The organism is Roseomonas fluvialis, assembly GCF_022846615.1.
GTDB lineage: Bacteria > Pseudomonadota > Alphaproteobacteria > Acetobacterales > Acetobacteraceae > Neoroseomonas > Neoroseomonas fluvialis.
In genome coordinates this window covers 4429207-4452614 of sequence record NZ_AP025637.1, presented here as the reverse complement: position 1 = coordinate 4452614, position 23408 = coordinate 4429207, and the positions used below count along the sequence as shown (strand labels likewise).

Annotated in this window: 21 protein-coding genes; 6 read left to right on the top strand and 15 right to left on the bottom strand. The window is 69.2% G+C overall.

Annotation, left to right across the window (positions count from 1 at the left end; genetic code table 11):
* Positions 1-15: 15 nt before the first annotated feature.
* Positions 16-984 (bottom strand): dicarboxylate transporter/tellurite-resistance protein TehA, encoded by a 969-nt coding sequence (gene tehA, locus MWM08_RS21345; protein ID WP_244408526.1) that lies wholly within the window; start codon positions 982-984, stop codon positions 16-18.
* Between the two features lie 8 nt (positions 985-992).
* The gene (locus tag MWM08_RS21340) at positions 993-1724 is read right to left on the bottom strand and encodes a cysteine hydrolase family protein (protein ID WP_244408525.1); all 732 of its coding nucleotides are present in this window, start codon (positions 1722-1724) and stop codon (positions 993-995) included.
* 349 nt (positions 1725-2073) lie between these two features.
* On the opposite strand from MWM08_RS21340, the gene MWM08_RS21335 reads away from it, so the two are divergent.
* Positions 2074-2898 (top strand): alpha/beta fold hydrolase, encoded by an 825-nt coding sequence (locus MWM08_RS21335; RefSeq protein WP_244408524.1) that lies wholly within the window; start codon positions 2074-2076, stop codon positions 2896-2898.
* A gap of 207 nt (positions 2899-3105) precedes the next feature.
* Entirely contained in the window at positions 3106-4653 is a 1548-nt protein-coding gene (locus MWM08_RS21330; protein WP_244408523.1) for a patatin-like phospholipase family protein, read from the top strand.
* Between the two features lie 449 nt (positions 4654-5102).
* On the opposite strand, the gene MWM08_RS21325 is transcribed toward MWM08_RS21330, so the two are convergent.
* Both MWM08_RS21325 and MWM08_RS21320 read right to left on the bottom strand, forming a co-directional pair.
* Entirely contained in the window at positions 5103-5438 is a 336-nt protein-coding gene (locus tag MWM08_RS21325; protein WP_244408522.1) for an alpha/beta fold hydrolase, read from the bottom strand.
* A gap of 491 nt (positions 5439-5929) precedes the next feature.
* Entirely contained in the window at positions 5930-6709 is a 780-nt protein-coding gene (locus tag MWM08_RS21320) for an alpha/beta fold hydrolase (RefSeq protein ID WP_244408521.1), read from the bottom strand.
* 545 nt (positions 6710-7254) lie between these two features.
* On the opposite strand from MWM08_RS21320, the gene MWM08_RS21315 reads away from it, so the two are divergent.
* Both MWM08_RS21315 and tnpB read left to right on the top strand, forming a co-directional pair.
* A complete protein-coding gene (locus tag MWM08_RS21315) occupies positions 7255-7482 on the top strand; it encodes a hypothetical protein (RefSeq protein ID WP_244408520.1) in 228 nt (75 codons plus the stop codon).
* A 53-nt stretch (positions 7483-7535) separates the two neighbouring features.
* Positions 7536-7982, top strand: coding sequence for an IS66 family insertion sequence element accessory protein TnpB (tnpB, locus tag MWM08_RS26355; protein WP_341482827.1), 447 nt, complete (start codon positions 7536-7538; stop codon positions 7980-7982).
* Here the strand turns inward: tnpB and MWM08_RS21310 are convergent.
* The 8 genes from MWM08_RS21310 to MWM08_RS21275 form a co-directional block, all read right to left on the bottom strand.
* Entirely contained in the window at positions 7904-8281 is a 378-nt protein-coding gene (locus MWM08_RS21310) for a winged helix-turn-helix domain-containing protein (RefSeq protein WP_244408519.1), read from the bottom strand. The two genes, tnpB and MWM08_RS21310, sit on opposite strands and share 79 nt — an antisense overlap.
* 105 nt (positions 8282-8386) lie before the next feature.
* Positions 8387-9556 (bottom strand): molybdenum ABC transporter ATP-binding protein, encoded by a 1170-nt coding sequence (modC, locus tag MWM08_RS21305; RefSeq protein ID WP_244408518.1) that lies wholly within the window; start codon positions 9554-9556, stop codon positions 8387-8389.
* The gene (modB, locus tag MWM08_RS21300) at positions 9556-10254 is read right to left on the bottom strand and encodes a molybdate ABC transporter permease subunit (RefSeq protein WP_244408517.1); all 699 of its coding nucleotides are present in this window, start codon (positions 10252-10254) and stop codon (positions 9556-9558) included. Before modB ends, modC begins: the two co-directional genes overlap by 1 nt.
* 22 nt (positions 10255-10276) lie before the next feature.
* Positions 10277-11053, bottom strand: a complete 777-nt coding sequence (gene modA / locus MWM08_RS21295) for a molybdate ABC transporter substrate-binding protein (protein WP_244408516.1) — start codon at positions 11051-11053, stop codon at positions 10277-10279.
* Between the two features lie 670 nt (positions 11054-11723).
* Complete coding sequence (locus tag MWM08_RS21290) at positions 11724-12236, bottom strand: hypothetical protein (RefSeq protein ID WP_244408515.1); 513 nt, start codon at positions 12234-12236, stop codon at positions 11724-11726.
* A gap of 855 nt (positions 12237-13091) precedes the next feature.
* A complete protein-coding gene (locus MWM08_RS21285; RefSeq protein WP_244408514.1) occupies positions 13092-14795 on the bottom strand; it encodes a SulP family inorganic anion transporter in 1704 nt (567 codons plus the stop codon).
* A 148-nt stretch (positions 14796-14943) separates the two neighbouring features.
* Positions 14944-15351, bottom strand: coding sequence for a DUF1622 domain-containing protein (locus MWM08_RS21280; RefSeq protein WP_244408513.1), 408 nt, complete (start codon positions 15349-15351; stop codon positions 14944-14946).
* A gap of 41 nt (positions 15352-15392) precedes the next feature.
* A complete protein-coding gene (locus tag MWM08_RS21275; RefSeq protein WP_244408512.1) occupies positions 15393-17591 on the bottom strand; it encodes a DUF3141 domain-containing protein in 2199 nt (732 codons plus the stop codon).
* A gap of 522 nt (positions 17592-18113) precedes the next feature.
* On the opposite strand from MWM08_RS21275, the gene MWM08_RS21270 reads away from it, so the two are divergent.
* The gene (locus MWM08_RS21270) at positions 18114-19553 is read left to right on the top strand and encodes a DUF2252 domain-containing protein (protein WP_244408511.1); all 1440 of its coding nucleotides are present in this window, start codon (positions 18114-18116) and stop codon (positions 19551-19553) included.
* 136 nt (positions 19554-19689) lie between these two features.
* On the opposite strand, the gene ppk2 is transcribed toward MWM08_RS21270, so the two are convergent.
* The 3 genes from ppk2 to MWM08_RS21255 form a co-directional block, all read right to left on the bottom strand.
* On the bottom strand, positions 19690-20598 hold the full coding sequence (gene ppk2 / locus MWM08_RS21265) for a polyphosphate kinase 2 (protein WP_244408510.1): 909 nt from the start codon (positions 20596-20598) through the stop codon (positions 19690-19692).
* A 42-nt stretch (positions 20599-20640) separates the two neighbouring features.
* Positions 20641-21096, bottom strand: a complete 456-nt coding sequence (locus MWM08_RS21260) for a hypothetical protein (protein ID WP_244408509.1) — start codon at positions 21094-21096, stop codon at positions 20641-20643.
* Between the two features lie 144 nt (positions 21097-21240).
* Positions 21241-22824 carry a tetratricopeptide repeat protein gene (locus tag MWM08_RS21255; protein ID WP_244408508.1) on the bottom strand — a complete coding sequence of 528 codons (1584 nt, stop codon included), beginning with the start codon at positions 22822-22824 and terminating at the stop codon, positions 21241-21243.
* A gap of 224 nt (positions 22825-23048) precedes the next feature.
* Here MWM08_RS21255 and MWM08_RS21250 point away from each other — a divergent pair, with 224 nt between their 5' ends.
* Positions 23049-23318 carry a hypothetical protein gene (locus tag MWM08_RS21250; protein ID WP_244408507.1) on the top strand — a complete coding sequence of 90 codons (270 nt, stop codon included), beginning with the start codon at positions 23049-23051 and terminating at the stop codon, positions 23316-23318.
* The last annotated feature ends 90 nt before the right edge of the window (positions 23319-23408 follow it).

Below are 23408 nucleotides of genomic sequence, written 5' to 3'. Positions count from 1 at the left end.
CCCCGACCCATGGCGTCAGGAGCGGATGGCCAGACGCAAGGGCCGCCGCTCGAGGCCCAGGCCGCTGCCGAGGATCCGCGCGAGCGTGCCGACCACGAGCATGAGGATGACCAGCACCGAAGCGCCAAACAGCCAAGGCGCCAGGGTGGGGACGGCACCAACGGCACCGCGTTCCGTCATGATGAGGCTGGCGTTGGCGAGCGCCGTCACGCCGAAGCTGAACGCCCAGTAGGACGGAGCGAAGGGCTGCTCCAGGATCCACGGCAGCAGGCGCAGCAGCAGCAACGCCTGCATCAGCCCGTAGCCGAGCATGGCCTGCGCCATGACATCGGGCGGACCGGGATGGACGGACAGGTAGCTGATCGCTCCGACAACCGGCGGAGCGAGTTGGATGCCGAGCGTCGGGCGCAGCGCGGGCGGCAAGGCAGGGCCGGTGTAGAGCCTGTGCAGCAGCACAGATTCGATCGCCAGCCAGGCGAAGAAGCCCATGCCAAAGGCGAGCGCGCCCCAGTCGGCGTAGCCGAGCGTGCTTGCCACCGTGGCTGAGACGAAGCTGCCTGCGACCAGCGGCAGGTAGAGCACCGGCGTGCTCGTGGTGCCGTCCCGCCCGCCATGCCAGAGCTGCCCCGACCGCCACACGCCGAAGGCCAGGGTGAACACCGCTCCGAGGGCATAGAGGATCAAGGCGAGTTCGCGGCTCAGCGGTATTGCGGCGCCCGCGACCAGCATCGTCGCGACGCCGACCAGGCCGACGAAGCAGCACTGAACGGGGTGCGCGGCCTCGGCCAACGCCGCATCGCGGGCCAAGAGCCATTTGCCAACATAAAGGATCAGCAGGATGGCCCAGACGGCCGCGGCGAGCAGCAGGATGGCCTCGCCGACGATAGCAGGCAGGCCCCACAATCGGGTGGCGATGCGCCAGCCGGTGCCGAGGCCGACCAGGCCCAACACCATGCCGAAGAAGGAGGCGGGGACGAGTGGCATCACACGCCTCACGCCGCGACCTTGCCACGCGCCAGCGTGGCGATGCGATCGACGGCGTCCCGCGTGTACCAGAGTCCGTTCGCGAACCAACGGAAGTTGACGAGGGCGGCAAGGTAGCCGTCGCCCTCCGGCACCTTGCTGCCGGCGGTCGCGTCGCGCACGACGGCGACCTCGAACCCCTTCTCGACCAGGTCGCGAAGGTGGGATTCCACGCAGAAGTTCGCGGCCATGCCTGCGAGAATCACCTGGTCGACGCGCTTCTTCCGCAGCTGGAAGACGACGTCGTTGGTCTGCGGGCCGGCGATCTTGTGCGGGGAGCAGACCACGGTGCGGCCATCCTGAATGTAGGGCTTGTACTCGGGCACCCAGTCGGCGCCCGATCCGTCGAAGCCCTTGAGTGACAGGGGATCCGGCCGGTCGAACATGCGCAGCTTGTGCATCAGCGTCTCGCCGCCGGCGGCGAAATCCCAGCGATGATCGTAGGGATAGTAGTAGTGAGGCGAGATCATCACCGGCATGTCCGCAGCCTTCGCCGCCTCGAACAGGCGGCCAAGGTTGGCCACGGTGTCGTGCTCGACGATGCTTTGCCCGAAGGCGCCCCAGCCGACGCCCTTCGGACTGAGGAAGTCGATCTGCGGATCGATGACGAGCAGCGCGGCGCGCCCGGGCGCCAGCGCGACATCCGTCGGTGGCAGGGCCGGGTTCGGCGGGTCGGCATAGATCGGATTGATGGCGGTCATTGCGCGCTCCTTCATGGTGGTGGCAATGCCGCAGTCTTCGCTGGGCCGAGGGCCGCGCGATTGAAGATCTGTCCGCGTACCGCGCGACGATGACGCTCCAAGGCAGCGGATAATGCTCCAAGACCCGTGGCGGGCCCGCAGGGATAGATCGTGCGCCGTCTGACGGCAGCCCTCACAGGAGCCAGCCATGACTTCCTCACATCCCACGGACGACAGCGCGCACGCTCGACGTGAGCTGCTGATCGCCAGCGGTGCGATCGCATCCGCCCTGGCGGTGCACGGAGCACGACCGGCCGTCGCGCAGCCGCGTTCCAACGCGCGGCCCACCGCAACCCACGGAGAGACCCACATGAGCCGATTCACCACCGCCGATGGCACCGAGATCCTCTACAAGGACTGGGGGTCCGGTCAGCCCATCGTCTTCCATCACGGCTGGCCGCTGAGCAGCGACGACTGGGACGCCCAGATGCTGTTCTTCGTGTCCAAGGGCTATCGCGTCATCGCGCATGACCGGCGCGGGCACGGGCGCTCGACCCAGACCGACAAGGGCAATGACATGGACACCTATGCCGCCGATGTCGCGGCGCTCGCGGCCCATCTGAATCTCCGCGACGCGACCCATGTCGGCCATTCCACCGGCGGCGGTGAGGTCGCGCGCTATGTCGCGCAGCACGGGCATGGCCGAGTCGCCAAAGCCGTTCTGATCGGCGCCGTGCCGCCGCTGATGCTCAAGACCGCGGCCAATCCGGGCGGGCTGCCGATGGAGGTCTTCGACGGCTTTCGCAGCGCGCTTGCCGCGAACCGCGCGCAGTTCTTCCGGGATGTGCCAAGCGGCCCGTTCTACGGGTTCAACCGGCCGGGCGTGGAGATCATCCCCGGTGTCGTCGACAACTGGTGGCGCCAGGGCATGATGGGCGGCGCCAAAGCGCATTATGACTGCATCAAGGCCTTCTCCGAGACCGACTTCACCGAGGATCTGCGTCGTATCCAGGTGCCCGTGCTCGTGATGCACGGCGAGGACGACCAGATCGTGCCCATCGCCGATTCTGCACGCCTGTCGGCCCCGCTTCTGCGCCGCTCGGTGCTGAAGACGTATCCGGGTTTTCCGCATGGCATGGCGACCACCCATGCCGATGTGATCAACGCCGACATTCTTGCCTTCATCCAAGGCTGAACGTCGCTGAAGTGAATCTCGATCAGCACGGAGCGGGCGGGGACGCTCCGTGCCGGAGAGAGATGCCTCCATCAGCGCCACGCGGCGCTAAACCGTTGGTAGGCAGCGCGAGCCAAGCCATCGGCGAATGGATGCGACCAGCCTCCGGATAGCGGACCGCACCTTCCTCCGACGTCAGCACGATTCGAACGCATTCTGGAGCGCACCATGAAGCAGGCCGAGCGTCCTGGCCGCAGTGGCCGCGGTTCGTTGGGATCATTGGCCGGCGATGCATCGCGAGTCAGTGATCCGCGACCACACTCGCGCCACGGCACCGGAGCCGATGGCCTGCGGATCCGGAGGGTCGCGCCGGCTTCGAGAAGCGATCAGTCATGGCTGCGCCTGAGGTCACCAGGCTGGCGCGTTGCGCTCCTGTTGTGGCTCCACGTGCTCGTGGGTTGCAGCACTGCGGCGCCGGTCACCAACCTCCCGCTGCCGCACGGCGTGCGCAACCGCCACTATGACCTCGCAGACCTGAATGCGGCGAGCGGTCGGCCAGATCTCCTGATCCTCGTGTCGTTGTCCGGCGGCGGCAAGCGGTCTGCCGCCTTCGCGCATGGCGTTTTGCGGGGGATGCGCGCGGTGCCCGTCCGGGCAGGCGGCCCGCCATCCGATCTGCTGGCAGAAGTCGACCAGCTCGCCGCTGTCTCGGGTGGCAGCTTCGCCGCGGCGCACTACGCGCTGCACGGCCAGCGCTCCTTCACCACGTTTCCCGAGGAGTTCCTGTATCGCGACATCGCCAGTTATGTCTGGGGTAGCTACCTCCTGCCCTGGCACTGGCACGGCCTGTTCAGCCCGTTTGCCGCGACCAACGACCGCATGGCGGAGGTGTACGACGCGCTGATGTTCCGTGGCGCGACATTCAGCGACCTGTTCGCGCGTGGCCGACCGCGCCTATCGATCAATGCGACGGATCTTGCGAGCGGCGTGGCCTTCCCGTTCCTCCCGAGAGTCTTCGACGCGATCTGTTCGGATCTTGGACGGTTTCCCCTGGCGCGCGCCGTGGCGGCGTCGAACGGCTTTCCGCTGCTTTTCACGCCGATCACGCTCACCAACCACCGAGGAGCGGATTGCGACGTGCCGCTACCGCGCGAAGAGCCTGCCATGACAGCCACCACAATGGACGATCGGGCTCGGCTCCGACGGATCGCGCAAACCATGGCCGACCGCGAGCGTACGCCATGGATTCATCTTCTCGATGGCGGCATTGCCGATAATCTTGCGATGCGGGCCATGCACAACTTCACACTCCTCGGCGGTACGGATGAGCCACGCTTCGCCGCGCAAGCGATGCCAGTCAGGAGGATCCTGCTGATCAGTGTCGACGGCCAGTCCACGACGGACCCCGCGATCTCGCGACAGCCGCGCGTCAACAGTCTGTCACAGATATTCGACGCGGCATCGGGGGCCCAGATTGACAACTACAACGCGGAGACGATCGCGGTGACGTCCGGGGAACTGGCTCGCGCCGTTCTGCGCCAGCGCGAAAGACGGTGCCGCAGTGCCCCGATGGTGGATGGCAAGCCATGCCATGATGTGCGCGGATTGCTTGCGCGGGTGTCATTGTCGGACGTGCAGGATATTGATCTGAGGATAAGGCTTGGGCGTATCCCGACCGGCCTGTCCTTGCCGCGCGCGGATGTCGACACGCTGGTCGCAGCCGGCGAGGGAACCATCCTGGGCAACCGGTCCGTTGCAGCGTTTCTCAACGACTAGAAGGGGCGGGGAGAACGTCCTCGATGATGCGCCATGACCGAACGGGCCGGCAATACTCCACCTCTGCTGCAGCAATGCGATGGGTGGCGATGCGATTGGCGTAGCGACTGCAGCGCAGTACGCGTCATCGCCGGCTGCTGCTGAAGTCCAACCTGGGAGCGGCCCCCGTCGGCCTCCAGCGTGATGGTCGCCGCCACGATGCTTGGCGCGACGGCCAGGCGGGCCTCCTTGGCACCAGAGGCATGCTCGCCCTCCGCCAAGCCGAGGCGCCAGCGATCGCGGTGGATCACAACGGCGACATGGTCGGGCTTCGTGAAGGCACGGGCCGATAGCTGGGAGGTGGCCTCTTCGAACCTCCAACGCGGCGAGGCACCCTGGCAGATCGGCTGCGCGAAGGTCTCACGATGAGCATGATAGGCGGCACGCCTGCGCTCGGCGGCGGAATAGAACTAGTAGCACCATTGGTGTTCGGCCGTCGGCGGCAGCGGGGTCCGGCCAGCAGCCTGGCTACTGATCCTGTAGCCGCTGACCGAGACCGTCGCCGTGCAGCGGCCAGGCTGAAGCGTAGCGAGGACATTGGCGGCGCGTGCTCCCTGGTCGAAGCCCGCGACGGTCGCCCGCTCGATGTGTAGGGCATCCATCAGGGCGAGACTGTCGGCCGCGATGACCGCCTGCCGGCCGTTGCGTGGCGGGGAGTCGGACAGGCAGCGCGTGGCGCCGTGGTCTCGCGGGTATGGCGCAATGACTCGGGAGGCCAGCGGCAGGGAGAAGCGGCGTGACATCATCGAAGGCATGGCTGTCATAAGACCAGTCGTGCAGGAGGATCACCAGCTGCCCTTCGGCAGGCATTCGCTGCACATTCCCCTGAGCGGCCCGAAGGATGGCGCTACACGAACGGGCCTTACCCCTGTGGCGTCGGCCTTGCTGAGATGGTCACCGATGACGGCTGCAGCGGCAAGTTCGGAGCCAGTTGCGGCGACCATGGTCACCGTGTTTCGCGGCGGTGCCGGTGGGCAGAATGGCGATGTAGATGTGCTCGTTTGGATGCGGTGTCTTTAGTGATGTCCCGGCTGCGAGGGGAGCGTCTCGTTTCCGCGGCGAATCGCCTTCACGTGGCATCGTCCGGTCAGTCCGTTGTGGCGGCCAGCGCCAGCGATTCGCCGCCACACGACATGGGGTGCGAGCGGCAGCCGCGGGGGAGGCGACTGCCGCTCGCATGCAGGGGCCGGTGGGTAGTGGCGGGCGGGGGGACGGCCCGGGACCGGCGCCCCTGCAATCAGGTCTCGATCGCAGCGCGCTGAATGATCTCTGCCACGGCGTGCGGGTGGGAGATCATCGGCACATGCGACGCGCCCCGCACCACGACAGTCCGGCGGCTGCTCGCGCGCTCGGCCATGAAGGCAAGCGCCTGTGGCGGGATATTCCGGTCGCGGTCGCCGTAGATGAACCAGCTCGGAATGCTGGTCCAGGCTGGCTCGCCTGCCGGATCGCTCAGCGCGGTATCGGTGACCGGCCGCTGCGTCGCTGCCATCAAGCCGGCCATTGCTGCCGGCACATCCGCGGCAAACTGTTCGTGGAAGCGGTCGTGCCGGACATACAGATCGTTGCCGCCGCCAGGCAGGGGAACGGGCTGAGCGAGAGCCGAGCCGAGCGTACTGCCGGGAAATCTGCCGGAAAGCGCCGTTGCCGATTCCCCCCTGGTGGGCGCGAAGGCACTGACGAAGACGAGCGCCTTGACGTTGGAGCGGCCCCGGGCCGCCATGCTGATCACCGAACCCCCATAGGAATGGCCGACCAGCACCACCGGCATCGGAAGGCTCGACAGCGCTGCGTCAAGCGCATCTGCATCGCCTGACAAACTGCGAAGGGGATTGGCAGCGGCCATGACAGGATAGCCTTCGTCCGTGAGGTGGCGGATCACCCCGTTCCAGCTCGATCCGTCAGCGAAGGCGCCGTGTACGAGCACGACGGTCGGTCTCGCTGGCTGCGCAAAAGCACGCGAACCGGCGATCATCGTGGCCGCGGCCAGAAGTCCGGTGGTGCGTCGCTTCATCATCTGACATCTCCTTGCCGCGCGGGTGGGAACACGGCGTGTTCTGCCCGCTTTTGGATCTCGCGCCGCCGGCGCTGCGCGGGCTCATCCCGCGGTGGCCAAATCATGCCGTGTCTGGCCCGCTGCTGCAGTCATCCGGAGGTATGGTCGATCTAGGCGATGGGTTGGGGCGGAACAGCTCGATCGATCGGGTCGTTAGGACCATGATCTCGGCGTCTCCGAACGACGCCGGGGCGCCTCCAGTTGAAGCCCTGTTCGGAAGGCGGGGTGCTATTGCCGCAGCAGCTAAGGATGCGCGGTAAGCGTCCTCCCTCGGTTGCCTTGCGGAGCGTGGGGTTGGTCGGCTGACCTTCGCGGCGGCCGGGAGGCGCGCTGTCGGTTGTCGCCCTTACGCATTGGGGTATGGGCGTTGCCGGACGGTTAGAGGCGAGAGAGGTGATCAGCCTGGTGCAGTGGGGACGCGCTGGACGACGGAGCAGAAGCTCGCGCTGGTCTAGAAGGCGATGCGTCCCGGTTCGTCGGCGGCGGGCGTCGCCGACCGCCACGGCATGAGCCGGAGCCTGCTCTTCGAGTGGCGGCGTCAGGCCTGCGTGGGGATTTTGCCGGGTCTGGTGCGGATGGAGCCGGAGGTCTCGCCCACCCTGGTGCCGGTTCGCGTCATCGAGGATCAGCCGCCGCGGCCGCAGGCTCGTGCATCGTCGCGTCGTGAACGGCCTTCGCGGTCCGGCGCGACGATCGAACAGGTGCTGCGGAACGGCCGCGTGCTGCAGGCGTGAGGGGCGATCGTGCCGGAGGTACTGGGTTGGCTGGCGGCGGCGCTGGACGACTGATGCTTTCGCTGCATGCCGGAATGCGCGTGCACCTCGCGCTCGGCGCGACAGACATGCGCAAGGGTTTCGACGAGTTGGCGGCGCAGGTGCAGACGTTGCTGAAGGCCGACCCGTTCACGGAAGCACGACGGAGCCAGATGGCACGGCCTAAGCCGACCCCACCACCTTCAGCCTCTCAACCGTCGCAAAGACCGCCGCCGCGCATTCCAAGCAGACGTGGGTACGCAAGTCGGGCCTCTCGCGCTGATCAGGTGAGCGCTGGCTCCTTCGGCTCGATCAACGGCCGGCTGGGTGGATTCCTCGGAGGCGCACGGCCCCCTCGGTCATCGCACGATTGGTCGCGGCGTGGCGTCCTCGTCCGACGGGTTCAGCCCCTGGTCCGCTTGAGTAGGGCGGCGAGGCGAGGTTCGGCCGCACGATGGGCCGCCCGCTCGATGGCTCGATAGTCCGCGACCAGATTCCGCCCCGCATCGGTCAGCGTCGCACCGCCGCCGCGATAGCCGCCCGTGCTCGCCGCGACGACCGGTTCGCCGATCAGCTTGTTCAGCGCATCGACCAGGTCCCACGCGCGCTTATAGCTCATGCCGAGCGCGCGTCCTGCGGCCGAGATCGACCCTTCGCGATCGATCGCCTCGAGAAGGTCGATCTTCCCGGGTCCGATGCGTCCCTCTGGCAGGTCAATGCGGAGGCTGAGCGCACCGGTCGCCACCCTGTCCGTGCCACGCTGCTTTGGTGTCGCCCCCATCCGTTCCTCCCAGCAGCCGCCGATACGATCCCATGGCGCGACGAGGTTGCCAACGACGTGAAGGCTGGCAGGCCGGGCCGTGTGCCCAGATCAATCGACATCGACCTATCGGTCAGATCCTTTCAGCACGACGTTCGGCATCATCCTGACCGCGAGTGCGCGTTCTTCCGCCGCCTCGGTCGTGATGGCCGCGCCGACCACGCGGTGATCGAAGGTCACGGCCTTGATCAGCGCCCAGACCGCCATGCCATGGCGTAGCTGCAGCCGAACCACGCTTTCGCGCGTCACGCGCGCCAGGAGCGAGGTCGGTCCGGCCGTGAGGCGCAAGAACACCTCGCCCACCTCGCTGCCCTCGTCGATCGCGACGAGCGTCACGGGGATGATGTTCTGCGTCGAGATGCCGCGCGGCTGCTCGATCGCCACCGCCACGTCGCGCGCGCGCAGCCGCACCCGCAGCCGAGTGCCCGGCGGACCGGGGCGCGAGGTCGTGACCAGCACGCCGCCATCGAAGTCCAGCGTAGCGAGGCCCTCATGCGCGCTGCGTACCGTGCAGGCGACCAGCACGCCGGCGTCGCGCCGTGCCGCGAGCGGCAGGTCGGTGCGCGCGGTGAGCGCCTCGACGCTGCCCTCGGCCAGCACGCGCCCGGATTCGAGCAACACCATCCGGTCAGCCAATGCATCGACCTCGTCGAGCGCGTGGGTGACATACAGGATCGGTGTTCGCGCCACATCGCGCAGCCGCGCAAGGAAGGGCAGCACCTCGCCGCGCCGCGCTGCGTCCAGCGCGGCGAGCGGCTCGTCCATCAGCAGCAGGCGCGGGCGTGACAGCAGCGCGCGGCCCAGCGCGACCCGCTGCCGTTCGCCACCCGAAAGCCGCCCCGTACGACGCGGCAGCAGCGCCGCGATGCCGAGCAGCGCGACAACCTCGTCGAAGCCCGGCCCCGTCGTGCCGCGCGGCGCGCGCTTCAGCCCGTAGCGCAGGTTGGTCTCGACGCTGAGATGCGGGAACAGCCGCGCTTCCTGGAACACGAGGCCGCAACGGCGGCGCTCCGGCGCCACGAAGACGCGCCGGGTCGTGTCGAGCAGCATGGTGCCGTCGAGCGCGACGCGCCCCTCATCCGGCCGCAACAGCCCCGCGACGGCCGCAAGGATGGTGGACTTGCCGCAGCCCGAAGGGCCGAACAGCGCGGTCACGCCATCGCCCGGCGCGGTGAAGGCGGCTTCGATGGCGAAGCCCTGACGTCCGAAGCGATGGCGGAGTGCTACCTCCAGCATCAGCCGCGCCCCAGCAGCAGGTGCATGCGTCGCGCGATCAACTCTGCCAGCAGGAGCCCGCTGATCGCCAGCGTGAACGACACCAGGGCAAGGCGGGCCGCGGTGGCCTCGCCGCCGGGCGTCTGCGTCGCGCTGTAGATCGCCAACGGCAGCGTCTGCGTCTCTCCGGGGATGTTCGAGGCAAAGGTGATGACCGCTCCAAATTCGCCCAGGCCCGCCGCGAAGGCCGTAATTGCCCCGGCGAGGATCCCCGGTGACATCAGCGGCAGGGTCACGGTGAGGAAGCGGTCGATCGGCCCGGCGCCGAGCGTGCGCGCAGCCGCTTCCAGCCCCTGGTCCACGTTCTCCAGTCCCAGGCGCACGGAGCGCACAATGAGGGGGAAGGACATCACCGCGGTGGCGAGCGCCGCGCCATCGGTGGTGAAGACCAGCCGCACGCCGAACCACTCATGCAGCGGGGCGCCGATCGGCCCGCGGATGCCGAACAGCATCAGCAAACCCCAGCCTACCACGACTGGCGGCACGACCAGCGGCAGGTGCACCAGCGCATCCAGCAGTGCGCGGCCCGGAAAACGATAGCGCGTAAGCACCCAGGCCGCGGCGATCGCCGGCAGGAGCGACCCGATCACCGACCGTGTCGCGACATCCAGGCTCAGCCGGACGGCCTGCCATTCCTCCGGGCTCAGCCAGGTGGTCATCGCGCGCAGTGCCTGCCGCGCCTCACCGCGCGAGCATGAACCCGAAGCGCTGCCAGGTCGGCGTGGCCTCGGCGCCCGTCAGGAAGGCGAGCAGCGTGCGGGCCTGCCCATTGCCGTCCGCGCGGCGCGTCAGCGCGAAGGGATAGGTGATGGGCTCGTGGCTCTCGGCGGGGAAGGTGCCTACCACGCGCACACCCGGGCTGGCGGCCGCGTCGGTGGAATAGACGATGCCAAAGGGAGCTTCCCCGCGCTCGACGAGCAGCAGCGCGGTGCGGACATTGTCGGCGCGCGCCAGGCGCGGCGCGATCGCCTCCCACTGCCCCATCCAGGTCAGCGCCGCCTGGGCATAGCGCCCGACCGGCACGTGGGCGGGATCGCCGGCGGCGACGCGCCCGGTCGGCCCGAGCAATGCAGCGAGGTCGGTGCCGCGCGCGAGCGTGACCGGCCGTGCCGCATTGGCCGGCGCGATCAGCACGAGGGCATTGCCGAGCGGTGAACTCCGTGTGGCGTTCACGAGCAGGTTGCGCTCCTGCAGGTAATTGGCCCAGGCCTCGTCGGCCGACATGAACAGGTCGGCCGGCGCGCCCTGTTCGATCTGTCGCGCCAGCGCAGACGACGCAGCGAAGGAGAAGCGCGGCGCCGGATTGCCGCGCGCCGCCCATTGCGCGCCGAGGTCGCGCAGCGCATCCGTCAGGCTCGCTGCGGCGAAGACGGTGACGGCCTCCTGCGCGCGCGGGGCGCCCATGCTGCCGAAGCCGACCGCCAGTGAGGCGAGGAGGGACAGATAGCGGCGGCGCATCGCATGTCTCCCGAGGACGTTGTATGTATCAGGAAATAGCGTAAGCCGGTGACGCCGTCTATCACTCCGCCCTGGCCGGGGTCTCCCGCAGTGCCGCGAGCAGACTGGCCACGCCGGTGACTCGCAGTGGTTGGAAGGGCCGGCCCAGCTGCTGGCACAAATCGCTTTCTGCCGACGGCCGCGTCGTGACCAGCGCAGTCGACAGGAAAACCCACGAGGTTGGCGCGTCCGTCCCGGCCCGGCAGCAACGCCGCGCCCTGCTCCGCATCGAAGTGCAGCACTGCGGCGCCGAGCCTCTCGGCTATACGTCGCAACTGCGCGGTTCGGCCGGAACGACCGCCGACATGGAGAATCGTGGCGTAGCGCGACGTCGCGGGTCTGCCAGCCTCTGGTAGGTCGAGCGCGGCCTCCATCGCGGCGACCTGCGCTTCGAGCCGCAGTCGTGCGGCGTGTTCGGCCCTGAGCGCCTCGCGGGCCACGGCCGCGCGAGCCTCTGCCGCTTCGCGGCGCGTGGCCTCGCGATTCAGGCGCGACGGCAACCCGACGATCAGCCGATCGACTTCGCCGCGCTCACTGGCCATGGCCGGCGCACTCGCCTGCACGCGCGCGACCAGCATGTCCTGCAAGGCCTGGATGCGCCCGTCGCGCTTGGTCAGGCGGTGCGCAGGCGCTACTGCTGGCGCGCTACTGTCTCGCGCAGCGCGGTGATCTCGCGATCCTGTGCGGCAAGCTGCCGGACGTCGGCGCGCTTCGCGGCGCCGACCGGGTGCGAGGGCATGTGCATGTCGCCGAATACCTCGCTGATCAGCGCCTGGTCCGCGCCGGGATGCGTCAGCACCGCCCAGTAGGCGCCAGGGATCCCGCCTTCCGCCAGGGCATAGCGCCACGCGGCGCGCAGGCCCTTGGCATCCGTCGCCGCCCCGAGACTCCGGATCGCCATGCGATTGCGGTCATCGAGCGCCGTGTTGACCAGCTTCGCGCAGACACCCTGCTGCGCCGTCAGGTCGACAGCGATGCCGTACAGCGCGTGGTCGCTCGCCTCCGCGGTTCCCGCGCCGAGCTTGCGCACGACGCGGCGCAACTCGTCCATGGTCGGACAGGTGTCGACGATCGAACAATGCAGTCTCGCGCCAAGATCCCAGATGCGGCGGAGGCGGCGCGTCCTGCAGGATTTGCGCGGCACGTGGCACGGATGCCGGGCGCGGCAGGTTCAGGGAGGGAAAGGCACCGTCGCAGTCCCGCACCGGCAGGCGCGGCGTTCTGAACGCGGCTGCCGCTGTCTTGGCCAGGACGCCGTCGCGCAGTGCCATCATGTCCCGCCTTCTTGCATCTCGATATATACTTAGAGGTATAACGCCACATCGTTGCGAGAGCGCAGACCTAAGGTGCAGGCCGATGAATCCTCCGAACGGACCCAGCCTTGCGGCCTGACCATCGCAGCGGCGATTGGCGACGCCGTCGCGGCCTGTGCCACTGCCGTGCTCCTCGATGACCTGGCCGCGTAGGACGGCGAGACAACACTGACCCTACCGGCCACCTCGTGGCGCGGACAACGGTCTGGCGCTGCTTCCCCCACGCCCGAGGGCGGTGCGGCTCGCGCGCTTCGCGCTCTTGCCAGCCGCATGGTCAAGCCTCGCGCGACATCGCGTCGCGCCGGTGCCCGACCCGTGCGCGATTGGATCAGGCGCGCATCGCGCCCGCGGCGCACCCTCTTGTTGACGCTGGCAACGGGAAGGTGGATCGAACCCGTGACACCTTGGGGAAGCCATCCGCGGGACGGGGACACGCAGGGATGAGTCCCGCCCAGCAGAAGGTCGTTTGGCTACACCGAGCCCAACCCGCCGATGCCGCCCGACGTCGCTTGCGAGACGCGCGACGCGTCCTGGACTGCGGCCTCCAACTGCACGCGGCGGCCCGGACCGATCATCCGTCGCCGTTCAGTGCATTTCGCCTGCACACTCCGGGAGCCGGGCCGGCATTGGCGCTGTGGGCTACGCCGCTGATGAAGCCCCGCAGCGCGACCTGAGCGTGCTGCGCGTCACGGCACCATGGCGGCCGCGCCGTCGAGAACGGACTCAAGCGTCGAAGCCCGCCCGATGTCGCCGACCAGGTCCGCCAGGCCCTCCCGCCGCAGCAGGTCGCGCACGGTGCCATGCGCCCCCACCACGGCCAGGCGTGCGCCGTGGCGGCCCACCTCGGCGTGCAGCTTCCGCAGCATCGCCGTGGCCGCGAGGTCGAGGTGCGGCGCCGCGGACAGGTCGCAGACCAGGAGGCGTAGCGTCCCGGGCGCTGCGGTGCCGAGCCGCGCGACGACAGCGTCAAGCACCGCCTCCGCATTGACGTACAGCAGTGACCCTTCCGGGCGGAAGGCGACGACGCCCGGGATCGGCTCGTTCTCCGGATGGCGCGCCATGTCGCCGTAGCGCGACGTTCCCGGCACCCTGCCGAGGAAGGCCACATGCGGCCGGCTCGTCTGCACCAGCATGATCAGCACGGACGCCAGGGCCGCGAGCAGGATGCCCTGCAGGATCCCGAACAGCAGCACGCCCGTCAGCGCGACCGCGGCGGCCGCGAAATCCGGGCGGCTGACGCGCCACAGGCGGATCAGCGCCGGAATGTCGATCAGTCCGGCGACGGCTGTCAGCACGACCGCCGCCAGCACGGCCTTCGGCAGGTTCGCGAGCAGCCCGGTCAGGAACAGCAGGCAGAGGCCGAGGGTCACCGACGCCAGTATCAGTGCGAGCGGCGTGCGCGACCCCGCCTTCTCCGCCACGGCGGATTGCGACAGGCCGCCCGCCACGGGATAGCCCTGCCCAAGCCCCGCCAACAGGTTCGCCGCGCCGATCCCGAGGAATTCCTGACGCGGGTTGAGAGCATAGCCGTGCTTCTCCGCGAAGCTGCGCGCGGCCGAGATCCCTTCGATATAGGCCAGCAGCAGGATGCCGGCCGCCAGCGGGAAGATGCCCTCCACATCCGAAAGTCGCAGGGCGGGCAGGGCGATCTCGGGCAGTCCGGAGGGCACCAGGCCGGTCACGCGCACGCCGTGGTCTGCCAGATCGAAGACGGCCGCCACCAGGATCGACAGCGCTACCACCGCGAGGGCGACGGGGCGGCCGGGCAGCACCCGGCCACCCACGACGAGCAGCCCGAGCGCGACGAGGCCGACCGCGAGCGTGGGCAGGCTGAGCCCCGGCACCTGGCCGACCAGCACCATGGCGCGCTCGATGACGTTCTGCCCGCCCCCGGCCACGCCGCTCAGCGCCGGGAGCTGCGTCATCGCGATGGTGATGCCCGCGCCGGCCTTGAAGCCGACCAGGATGCTGTCGCTGATCAGCTTCGTGAGCACGCTGAGCCGCAGCGCCCAGGCGACCAGGCACAACAGGGCGACGGCGAAGGCGGCCAGGCTCGCGATCGCTGCGTAGCGCGCTGGGTCGCCACCCGCCATGGCGCCGACATTCGCCGCGAGCATCAGCGAGATGGCCGAGGTCGGCCCGATTGCGAGATGCCGCGACGATCCAAGCAGCGCGTAGCCGATCCCGCCGAGGATGTACCCGTAGACCCCCACCTGCGGCGGTAGCCCCGCGAGTGTCGCATAGGCCAGTGCGACCGGCACGGCATAGGCCGCGAGCGTCACGCCGGCCACCAGGTCGCCGCGCAGCCACGGAAGGGAATAGCCGCGCAGCCAGGACAGCGGCGGGAAAAGCCCCTGGAGCCGGTGCTCGTCTGACCGTGCGTCGCTCATCGCCAGTCGCGCCTGCGCGACCGGCGGCCACAGGGCACCGCACGGCCCTCCGGGGACCGACCGCTGACCACCGGCCGATGCGCCACACGGGCGCGGCGCCGGGTTTGCGGTGGTGAGCCGGCACGGCGTGGCATGGCACGCGGGACCATCATCGGCGTTCCGCGCCCCGGTCCGTCGATGCGTCCTCGCCGAGGCGTGTCGGGGCAGGCGCTCCGCTGTCCTCCACCGCCAGTTCGCGCTGCAGGAAGTAATTGAGGAACGTGCGGATCGCGGCCACCGCCGCCAGCTTGCCGATCTGGTCCCAATCGGGTGAGATCGCGGTACCGACGATATCGGCGGCGAGTTGGAATTCCAGCGCCAGCGACAGCACCCGCGCCAGCCCCCGCCGCACATCGCAGGCCGGCCGGCCGATCGACAGCGCGAACAGCCGCGCCAGCGCGAGCGCCATGCCGACCAGGATAATGCCGACGCTGACTGCCTCGATCCCGAGCTTCAGCCAGGAGGCCGCGGCGCTGACGGCGGCCTCGAGGCCTTCGGGCAAGGCGGCGTCATGCATGCGGGCGGCCCCGTCGCCTGGGGGCGGGCGGGGCCATGGCGTCAGGCCCGCCGCGCCGCCGGCCGGATCCGGCGCGCCGCGACCTTCGGCGAGTCGGCCACTGGATCGCCGACAAACATCCGCTCCACCACCGCCATCCGCCGCGCGACTTCCTCCGGCATGTCGCCGGCCGCCTCCACGACGCTGCGCAGCACCGAGAGCATTTCGGCGCGGATGGCGGCGTCGTCGGGGAGCAGCGCGGGCAGGGTCTCGATCGCACGCGCCTCGTCGATCAGCAGCATGAAGAATTGCTGGCGGATCACGCGCTTGAACTCCGCGAGCGGCAGCTTCTCTCGCCCGACCGCGGCACGGATGCGGCGGATGATCGCGAAGGACCGTTCATCCGCATTCGCCGTCGGCAGCCGCACCCACAACAGGGCGCGCAGTAGCGCCTCGTGCAGCCCGCCCTCGGTCATGGCACCGCGCAGGCGCTCCGTGGCCAGCGCCACGAAGCGGTCATGGTCCGGGCTGCGGCCGGGCCGCGCGCGTGGCGGTGCGGTCTCGGCGGCCAGGCCGGTCAGGGCCTGGATCGCGGGCGATGCGTAGATCTCGCGGAACATCCGCTCGGTCAGCGCATCCCGCTGGCGGCCATAGCCCTCGAGCATGCGCGTGATGGCCTCGGAGACCTGGCGTTCGGCCGCGCGGCCGGGATTGTCCTCGGCGCTTGGCTGGCGATTGGCACGGGCCTGCTCGGCCGCCCAGCGCACCCAGGCCATGGCGGGGTTGCGGTCGGAGAACAGCGTGTAGGTCAGCCGCGCCGGATGAAGTTGCGCCAGCGCTTCGGCCACCGGCGGCGTCGCCAGCGCGCGGATCGCCGGCTGGGCGAACTGCCGGTACAGCGCGACGTTGGTCTCGGACAGGCGGCGCACCGCGGCGAAGCGCTTCTCGTCCTCGGCGTCGGTGCCGCCATGCTGCGCGAGGTCGGCGAAACCGCGCGACTGGAAGTTCACCAGCCATTCGCCGCGCACGAGGTCGGACCGTGCCTCGTCCTTGGCCGGCCGCAGCACCGCCTCATAGAGGCCGGGCGGCAGCACGTCGATCATGTCCATGTTGGTGGCGAACTCGTTGTGCTCCTTCTTCGCGACGCCGCCCGACACGAAGATGCCCAGATGCCCGATGCTGCCATGCACGGAATAGACGATGGTCTGGCCGTGCGTGCGCAGGTCGTCGACGTCGCCGTACAGGTCGCTGATCCAAGACAGCGCCTGCGCCGGCGGCGTGATGTCGTCGCCCTCCGAGCAGAACACGATGATGGGCGAGGCGATCGCCCGCAGGTCGACGCGCGTGCCGTCCGAGAAGGTCAGCTCGCCCGTTGCGAGCCGGTTGCCGACGAAGAGCTGGTCGACGATGAAGTTCATCTCCTCGGCGTTCAGCGTGACGTGGCCGCCCCACCATTTCTCGAAGCCAAGGTAGCGATCCGCGGCGTGGTCGACATCGGCCCAGACCTCGTACTGTTTGGTCCAGTAGGTATTCGCCGGGTTGCCGCTCTCGAAATTGCTCACCAGCCAGGCGCCGTCGAAACGCCCGGCGCCGAGATCACCGGTCATGTGTGTGAGCCAGGATCCGCCGAGCAGCCCGCCCAGGTAGCGCATCGGAGCGTGGCCCTGCCGCCCGGCCCAGGTGGAGACGGGCGATCCTGCGACCATCAACGGGCCGAACACTTCCGGCCGGATCGCGGCGGCCATCAGCAGCGCCCAGCCGGCCTGGCAATTGCCGATCGTGACGGGCTTGCCCTCGGCGTCGTGGTGGCGGCGGCCGACTTCCCCGGCGAAGGCGACGATGGCGCGGACGACGTCCTCGATGGTCTGCCCGGGTTCGGGCTGCGGGCGGAAGCCGACGAAGTAGCAGGGATGGCCGGCGGCGATCGCGACGCCGATCTCGCTCTCCGCCTTGAAGCCGCCGATGCCCGGGCCATGGCCGGCGCGCGGGTCGATCACGATGAAGGGGCGGCTGAGCGGGTCGGTCGGCGTTGCGCCGGGCGGCGGCGTCACGCGCGCCATCCAGTAGTTGACCGGGCGCGGCAGGTCGCGCCCGTCCATCACGACATCGAAGCCGAAGGTGAGGACGTTCCGCATCGGGTCGTCCTCGCGTTCCAGGAAGGCGTTGCCGCGCTGGCGCAGCACATCGAGGAACATCACCGAGCGCTGCCAGGCGTCGATGCCATAGGCAGCCCAGGGAAGGAGCGTCATGTCGGGGGTCATCGGCGTTCTCCTGCCGCGCGCGACCAGCGGGGCGTGGGGGGTGGCCAAGATGCGAGGAGGGCGGCCCGCCCCGCTGACCGGCACGTTGGCCGTCCACCATAGCAGGGTCCGGGCCGATGCCGCCGCGCGACGATGTCCGGCCGGCGTAAGTTACGGTGACATTCTGCGGGCTCCACCACCATGGCAGGGTCACCAGGGAGGTGCGGGCAGGCCCGCCTGTGCCGGCAGGCGGCATGTGCTGCCCCGCGCGACGGGCGCGGCCGCAGCGTGCCCGGCGACGCAGGACGGTGACAGGCAGCGGGCAAGCCCATCCATGATCTCCAGCCGAAGGCCTGCAAAGTCGGGGGCGGGGAGGGTGATCTCGCGCCTCGCAACCGGCGGCGCAGGAGACAGGGGAGCAGACGTGCGCGCTTCGGGCGTTGATCCTGATCAACGCACGGGTCGGTAATGTCGGTGTCACATTCCACCTGAAATCTGCGATGATCCCAGATTGCGTCTCGTGTGAGGCTGAGGAGCATTCCGATGAAGAGGGGCACCAAGCACCGCCCGGCTCAGCAGGCGGCGCAGGCGGGAGGAACGCCACAACCGGCACCGGCGGCGACCGGGGCGCATGGCGCCTCGATCGTCGAGCGCATGGAAGCCGGCAAGGCACTCCGCGCCACCATGCCGCGCACGGCCCACGCGGCCTGGAAGCGACCGGCCGACCGCCAGGACCCGATCGCCCTGCTGCAGGAATCGGATTCCGAGCGCCTGCCGGAACTGGTGCCGATCCGCTACGGCCGCATGCTGCAATCGCCCTTCGCCTTCTTTCGCGGCTCGGCCGCGATCATGGCGGCGGACCTCGCGCGGACGCCGACGACCGACCATCGCGTACAGGCGTGCGGCGACTGCCACCTGATGAACTTTGGCGGCTTCGCCACGCCGGAGCGCAACATCCTGTTCGACATCAATGATTTCGACGAGACCTTACCGGCGCCCTGGGAGTGGGATGTGAAGCGGCTCGTCGCCTCCTTCGTGCTGGCGGCGCGCTCGAATGGGTTGTCCGACAAGGTGGGGCAGGAGGCGGCCGAGACCTGCGCGCGCAGCTACCGCAAGCGCCTGCGCGACTACGCGAAGATGGATCCGCTCGAAGTCTGGTACGCGCGCCTGACGGCGGAAGATATCATGGACATGGTCCCGGCGGAGGTCCAGGCGCGCATCAAATCTCGCCTGGAGAAGGCGGCTTCGGGCAGTGGCTCGGAACTCGACTTCCCGAAGCTCGCCGGCGTGGTCGGCGGGCGTGCTGCCATTCGCGACACGCCACCGCTGATCTTCCACCCGGATGTGACGCGCGCGAAGGATTTCAACGAAGCGCTGGACTCGGTCTTCGCCGCCTACCGCGCGACGTTGAGCGAGGACCGCCGCGCCCTGCTCGACCGCTACCGGGTGGTCGATGCGGCGATCAAGGTGGTGGGCGTGGGCAGCGTCGGCCGGCGCTGCTGGATCATGCTGATGATGTCGGCCTCGAACGATCCGCTCTTCCTGCAGTTCAAGGAGGCGGTGGCCTCGGTGCTGGAACCCCATGCCGGCCCGAGCCACCATGCACACCATGGCGAACGCGTGGTGTTCGGCCAGCGCCTGGCGCAACCGGCCTCGGACGTGTTCCTGGGCTGGGTGACGGCGCCGAACGGCCGGCACTTCTATGTGCGCCAGTTGCGCGACGCGAAGATCAAGCCGCTGGTGGAGACGTTCGACGAGGAACTGTTGACGCTCTACGCGAAGCTCTGCGGCTGGACGCTGGCGCGCGCCCACGCCAAGAGCGCTGAGGTGAGCGGCATCGCCGGCTATCTCGGGGCCGGTGCCCAGTTCGACGAGGCGATGGGGCAGTTCGCCCTGTCCTATGCCGACCAGGCCGAGCGTGACCACGCGGCGCTGAAGGCGGCGGTGCGCAAGGGCACCGTGCAGGTGCATACCGAGGCGTGATGCTCGGACCGCGGATCGTCATCGATCCGCGGTCCGCCTGCCTGGGCCGGCCAGTGGATCCCGCGCGCGCACCGCGAAGCGCATGCCAGGTTGCGCCTCATGACCCGGCATGCGGGCTTCCCGCATCCGCCGCGGGTCACCCGCTGCTCGGCGGCGCTCCCAGCGTGTCGGCGATCACCTTCCAGGGGTAGTCCGGCTCGACGTAGTCCCCCGGCTTCTGGCGCTTGGGCAGCGCCACCTTGTCGCGCCTGGGCGCCTGGTAGGGGATGTGGCGCAACAGGTGGCGGATGATGTTCAGCCGCGCGCGCTTCTTGTCGTCCGAATGCACCACGTACCAGGGGGCCCAGGACGAATCCGTCGCCTTGAACATGTCGTCGCGCGCGCGCGAATAGTCGTACCAGCGGCTGTAGGACTTGAGATCCATCGGCGAGAGCTTCCATAGCTTCCGCCCATCGTCGATCCGCGCGGCGAGCCGGCGCGTCTGCTCCTCCATGCTCACCTCGAGCCAGTACTTGAGCAGGATGATTCCGGAATCGACCATGGCCTTCTCGACCCCGGGCGCCATGTCCAGGAAGTACCGCACATGCTGGTCGTCGGCGTATCCCATGACGCGCTCGACGCCGGCACGGTTGTACCAGGATCGGTCGAAGATCACGATCTCCCCCGCGGCGGGCAGGTGCTGCATATAGCGCTGGATGTACATCTGCGATTTCTCGCGCTCGGTCGGTGCGGGCAGGGCGACGACACGGAAGACGCGGGGGCTGACGCGCTCGGTGATGGCCTTGATGCTGCCGCCCTTGCCGGCGCCGTCGCGGCCTTCGAAGACGATGCAGACGCGCGCGCCCGCCTCCTGCGCCCAAATCTGCAGTTTCACCAGTTCGACATGCAGGTCGGACAGCGCGGTCTCGTAGGCCTTGCGCCTGAGCTTGCCGTCCGGCTTGAAGGGCGGGGCGTCCTTGCCCCGGGCCACCTGCTTCGCGGGGGCCGGCGGGTGCGTCGGCGCGGCGTCCTGGGCGCGCCTGTCTTTCTTGTCCTTCTTGGACATCGCGGCGTCCTCCTGGTTCCGTGGCGTGGCCGAGGGGCGCGCTCAGTCTTCCTCGGGGTGCTTCCAGCTCAGGAACCAGCCGCAATCGCCCGGCATGCCGCCGGGCCAGTCGACAATCTCGACCTGCAGCTGGAAGCCGCGGGGCTGCAACTCCTTCAGGTAGTAGTCGTAAGCGCGCTTCGGAAACCCATCGAGCCGCTCGTACCAATGGGGGTCGTGGCTGGTGATGCCGCGTCCGGAATCCGGAAGCCATTCCGAGGGGAACTGCAGCACCTGGACGCGCTTCTCGCCGTTCTCGACGGCGCGGCGGACCACCGCCGCCAGGCGCTCCAGCGCCTCGGGCTGCACCTGGCGCTCGTTGAAGGCCTCGCGCAGCGCTTCGCGCTCGGCCTTTGCCGCGGCCTCGGCAGCCAGCCGTTCGTCCGTCGCGTGCTTCCGCTTCTGAGCGATCGTATCCCAGATCGCCTGGACACTCAGGTTCGATGCGTCGAGAGCCATGTCGGCAGTTCCTTCCGTGTCACCCTGCCGGCCGGTGACCGGTGGAGATCATCCTGCGAACATCCTAGCGGCGGTGGCAGCCGGCGTGCTGCGAGGCGTGTGGCCGGTTGCGGTAAATTACGGTGACGTGCGCGGCAGCTCCCGTCATCCGGTGCCGGTCAGGGGCTGTGCTGCATCGGCCGCGGCTGCCTTCGCCAGGCCGTCGGTCATCATCCGTACCAGGCGCGGATGGAGGTTGCGTCCCACCAGGTCTGCCTCAGCGCGCGAAAGGTAGTCGGGCTGGATGCGGCGCAGCGCGTCGATGGCGCGCGCCGCTTCCTCCCGCATGCCGAGTTCGGCAGCCGCGACGGCCACCGCGACATGGCCGTAGGCGACGCTCGGCGCATCGACCTTGCGGGCCTCCTGCAGCGCCGCGTCGAAGCGGCCATGCCAGAAATGCCAGAGCGCCAGCCCCATCCGATAGCCCGAGGGCTGCGCCGGATTGCGCGCATAGGAGCCCTCGAGCAGGGGAACGGCCCTGTTCCAGTCGGCGAGGATCGCGCAGCGGATGCCGAGTTCGGCCATGACGTCGGTGTCGTTCGGATTGAGGTCGAGCCCGGTCTCGAGCGCCGCCAGCGCGCTCGAGACGTCGCGCTGAAACCAGTACGCCATGCCCAGCGCGTGGTGACTGCGGCTCGACAAGGGCGCGAGGTCGACCGCACGGCGGGCGAGGATGAGCGCGCGCGAGAGGGACCCCCCGCCTTCGTGTGGCGTCGCGTAGCCATAGCGGTAGCCGTCGACATAGAGCAGCGACAGGCAGGCGAAGGCATCGGCGAAGCCGGGCTCGCGCTGCGTCGCGCGTTCGAGGTCGTCGCGCAGCAGGTCGAACATCGCGCGGTCGAAGGTTCGCCAGTACTGGTAGAAGCGAATGACGCAGTGATGCGCGGTCAGATCGCTGCCAGGCCGCCCCTCTACCTCCTGTGCCTTGTGGGCAAAGAGCGCGCCATAGGGCTGCGCGAGATGGCGCACCACGGCCGAGGCCACGTCGTCGCGTGCGTGCAGGATCTCGGCGGGGTCGAGCCGGCGCGTGAAGGATTCACCCCACACGCAGCGGCCTGTCCGGACCTCGGTCAGCAGCAGATCCGCCCGGAAATGATCCGCCGCGAGGCTGGTGCCGCCGGTCAGCAGGTAATCGGGGTCGAGCCCCGCGGCGCCGGCCTCGCCGGACAGGGCTGTCTCGGCACCGAAGACAAAGAGTTCGGTGTAGCGCGTCAGGCCAACCAGGATCTGGCGCGCGAAGCCGCGCGTGAAATGGGGGTATGCCGACTGGTCGCCTTCCTCGTCGAAGGGGCGGACGAGGATGGCGGGCGCGCGCCGGCAGAACGCCAGGCCCGGGCCGCCCGTTGCCGGCCAGGGGTCGGCGTCGAAGACGGGAACATAGGACCCACGCGGAATGCTGATCCGCGGTCCCTCTCCCGGTCCCGCCATCAGGTAGAAGCGTTCGAGTGCGCGGCGCAGCCGCCCGGCCTCGATGCGCACGATGGAATCCACCTGCGGGTCGAAATCGGCCTGGCGACTGAACACCGAGGTCGCGACGGTGTAGCCCTTGATGCGCTCGGCCCGGCCAGCCAGCGTTTCCTCGACGACGTAGCGCAGGAACTGCCGGTTTCGCGGGGACGCATCGAAGGCAGCGGAGGCCAGGATCCGCTCCAACTCCGCGCGAACCGTGTCTGGCGCGAGGACGCTCATCTCAGTGCTTCCCCGATGATGGAACGTCGCGTTCCTTGAGGCCACGATATCGTGAATCGCGGGCCGTGTCGCCATTTGCGGCGTCGCCCAGGGCGCGCGCCAAAGCCGTGAATTGTTGCGCGAGTGCGTCGGGCCGCCCCATGCGCCGTATGTCACTGTGACGTACTCCCGGTGCCTGCGCGGGCAGCGCGATACATGGGCTGCGCTGCGGAGGAACCATGGCGATGGGGTCTGCGACCGCTCCCTGCCCGGACCTGGCGAGTGCGCTCGCCGCCTTCCCCGAGCATGTCGCCTTCATCCGGCGGCTCTTTCTCGCGGATCGCGCCTTTCGCAGTGCCTGCGAGGACTATCGTCTGGCGTGCGAGGGTCTTGCGACCTTCGGGCGCCTCGCCTGCGAAACGCCACGGCCTGAGGTCGCGGACTACCAACGCCTGGTGCGGGAGCTGGAAGCCGAGATGCGCAGCATGATCCACGCTGCGCGAGGCCGCGCATGAACGACCTCCGGGCCCGTCCGGCATCCGCGCGCGATCCAGGACCGCAGCCGGGCGCGTTGGCGTACCGGGGGGCCGTCGCCGCCGCATCGT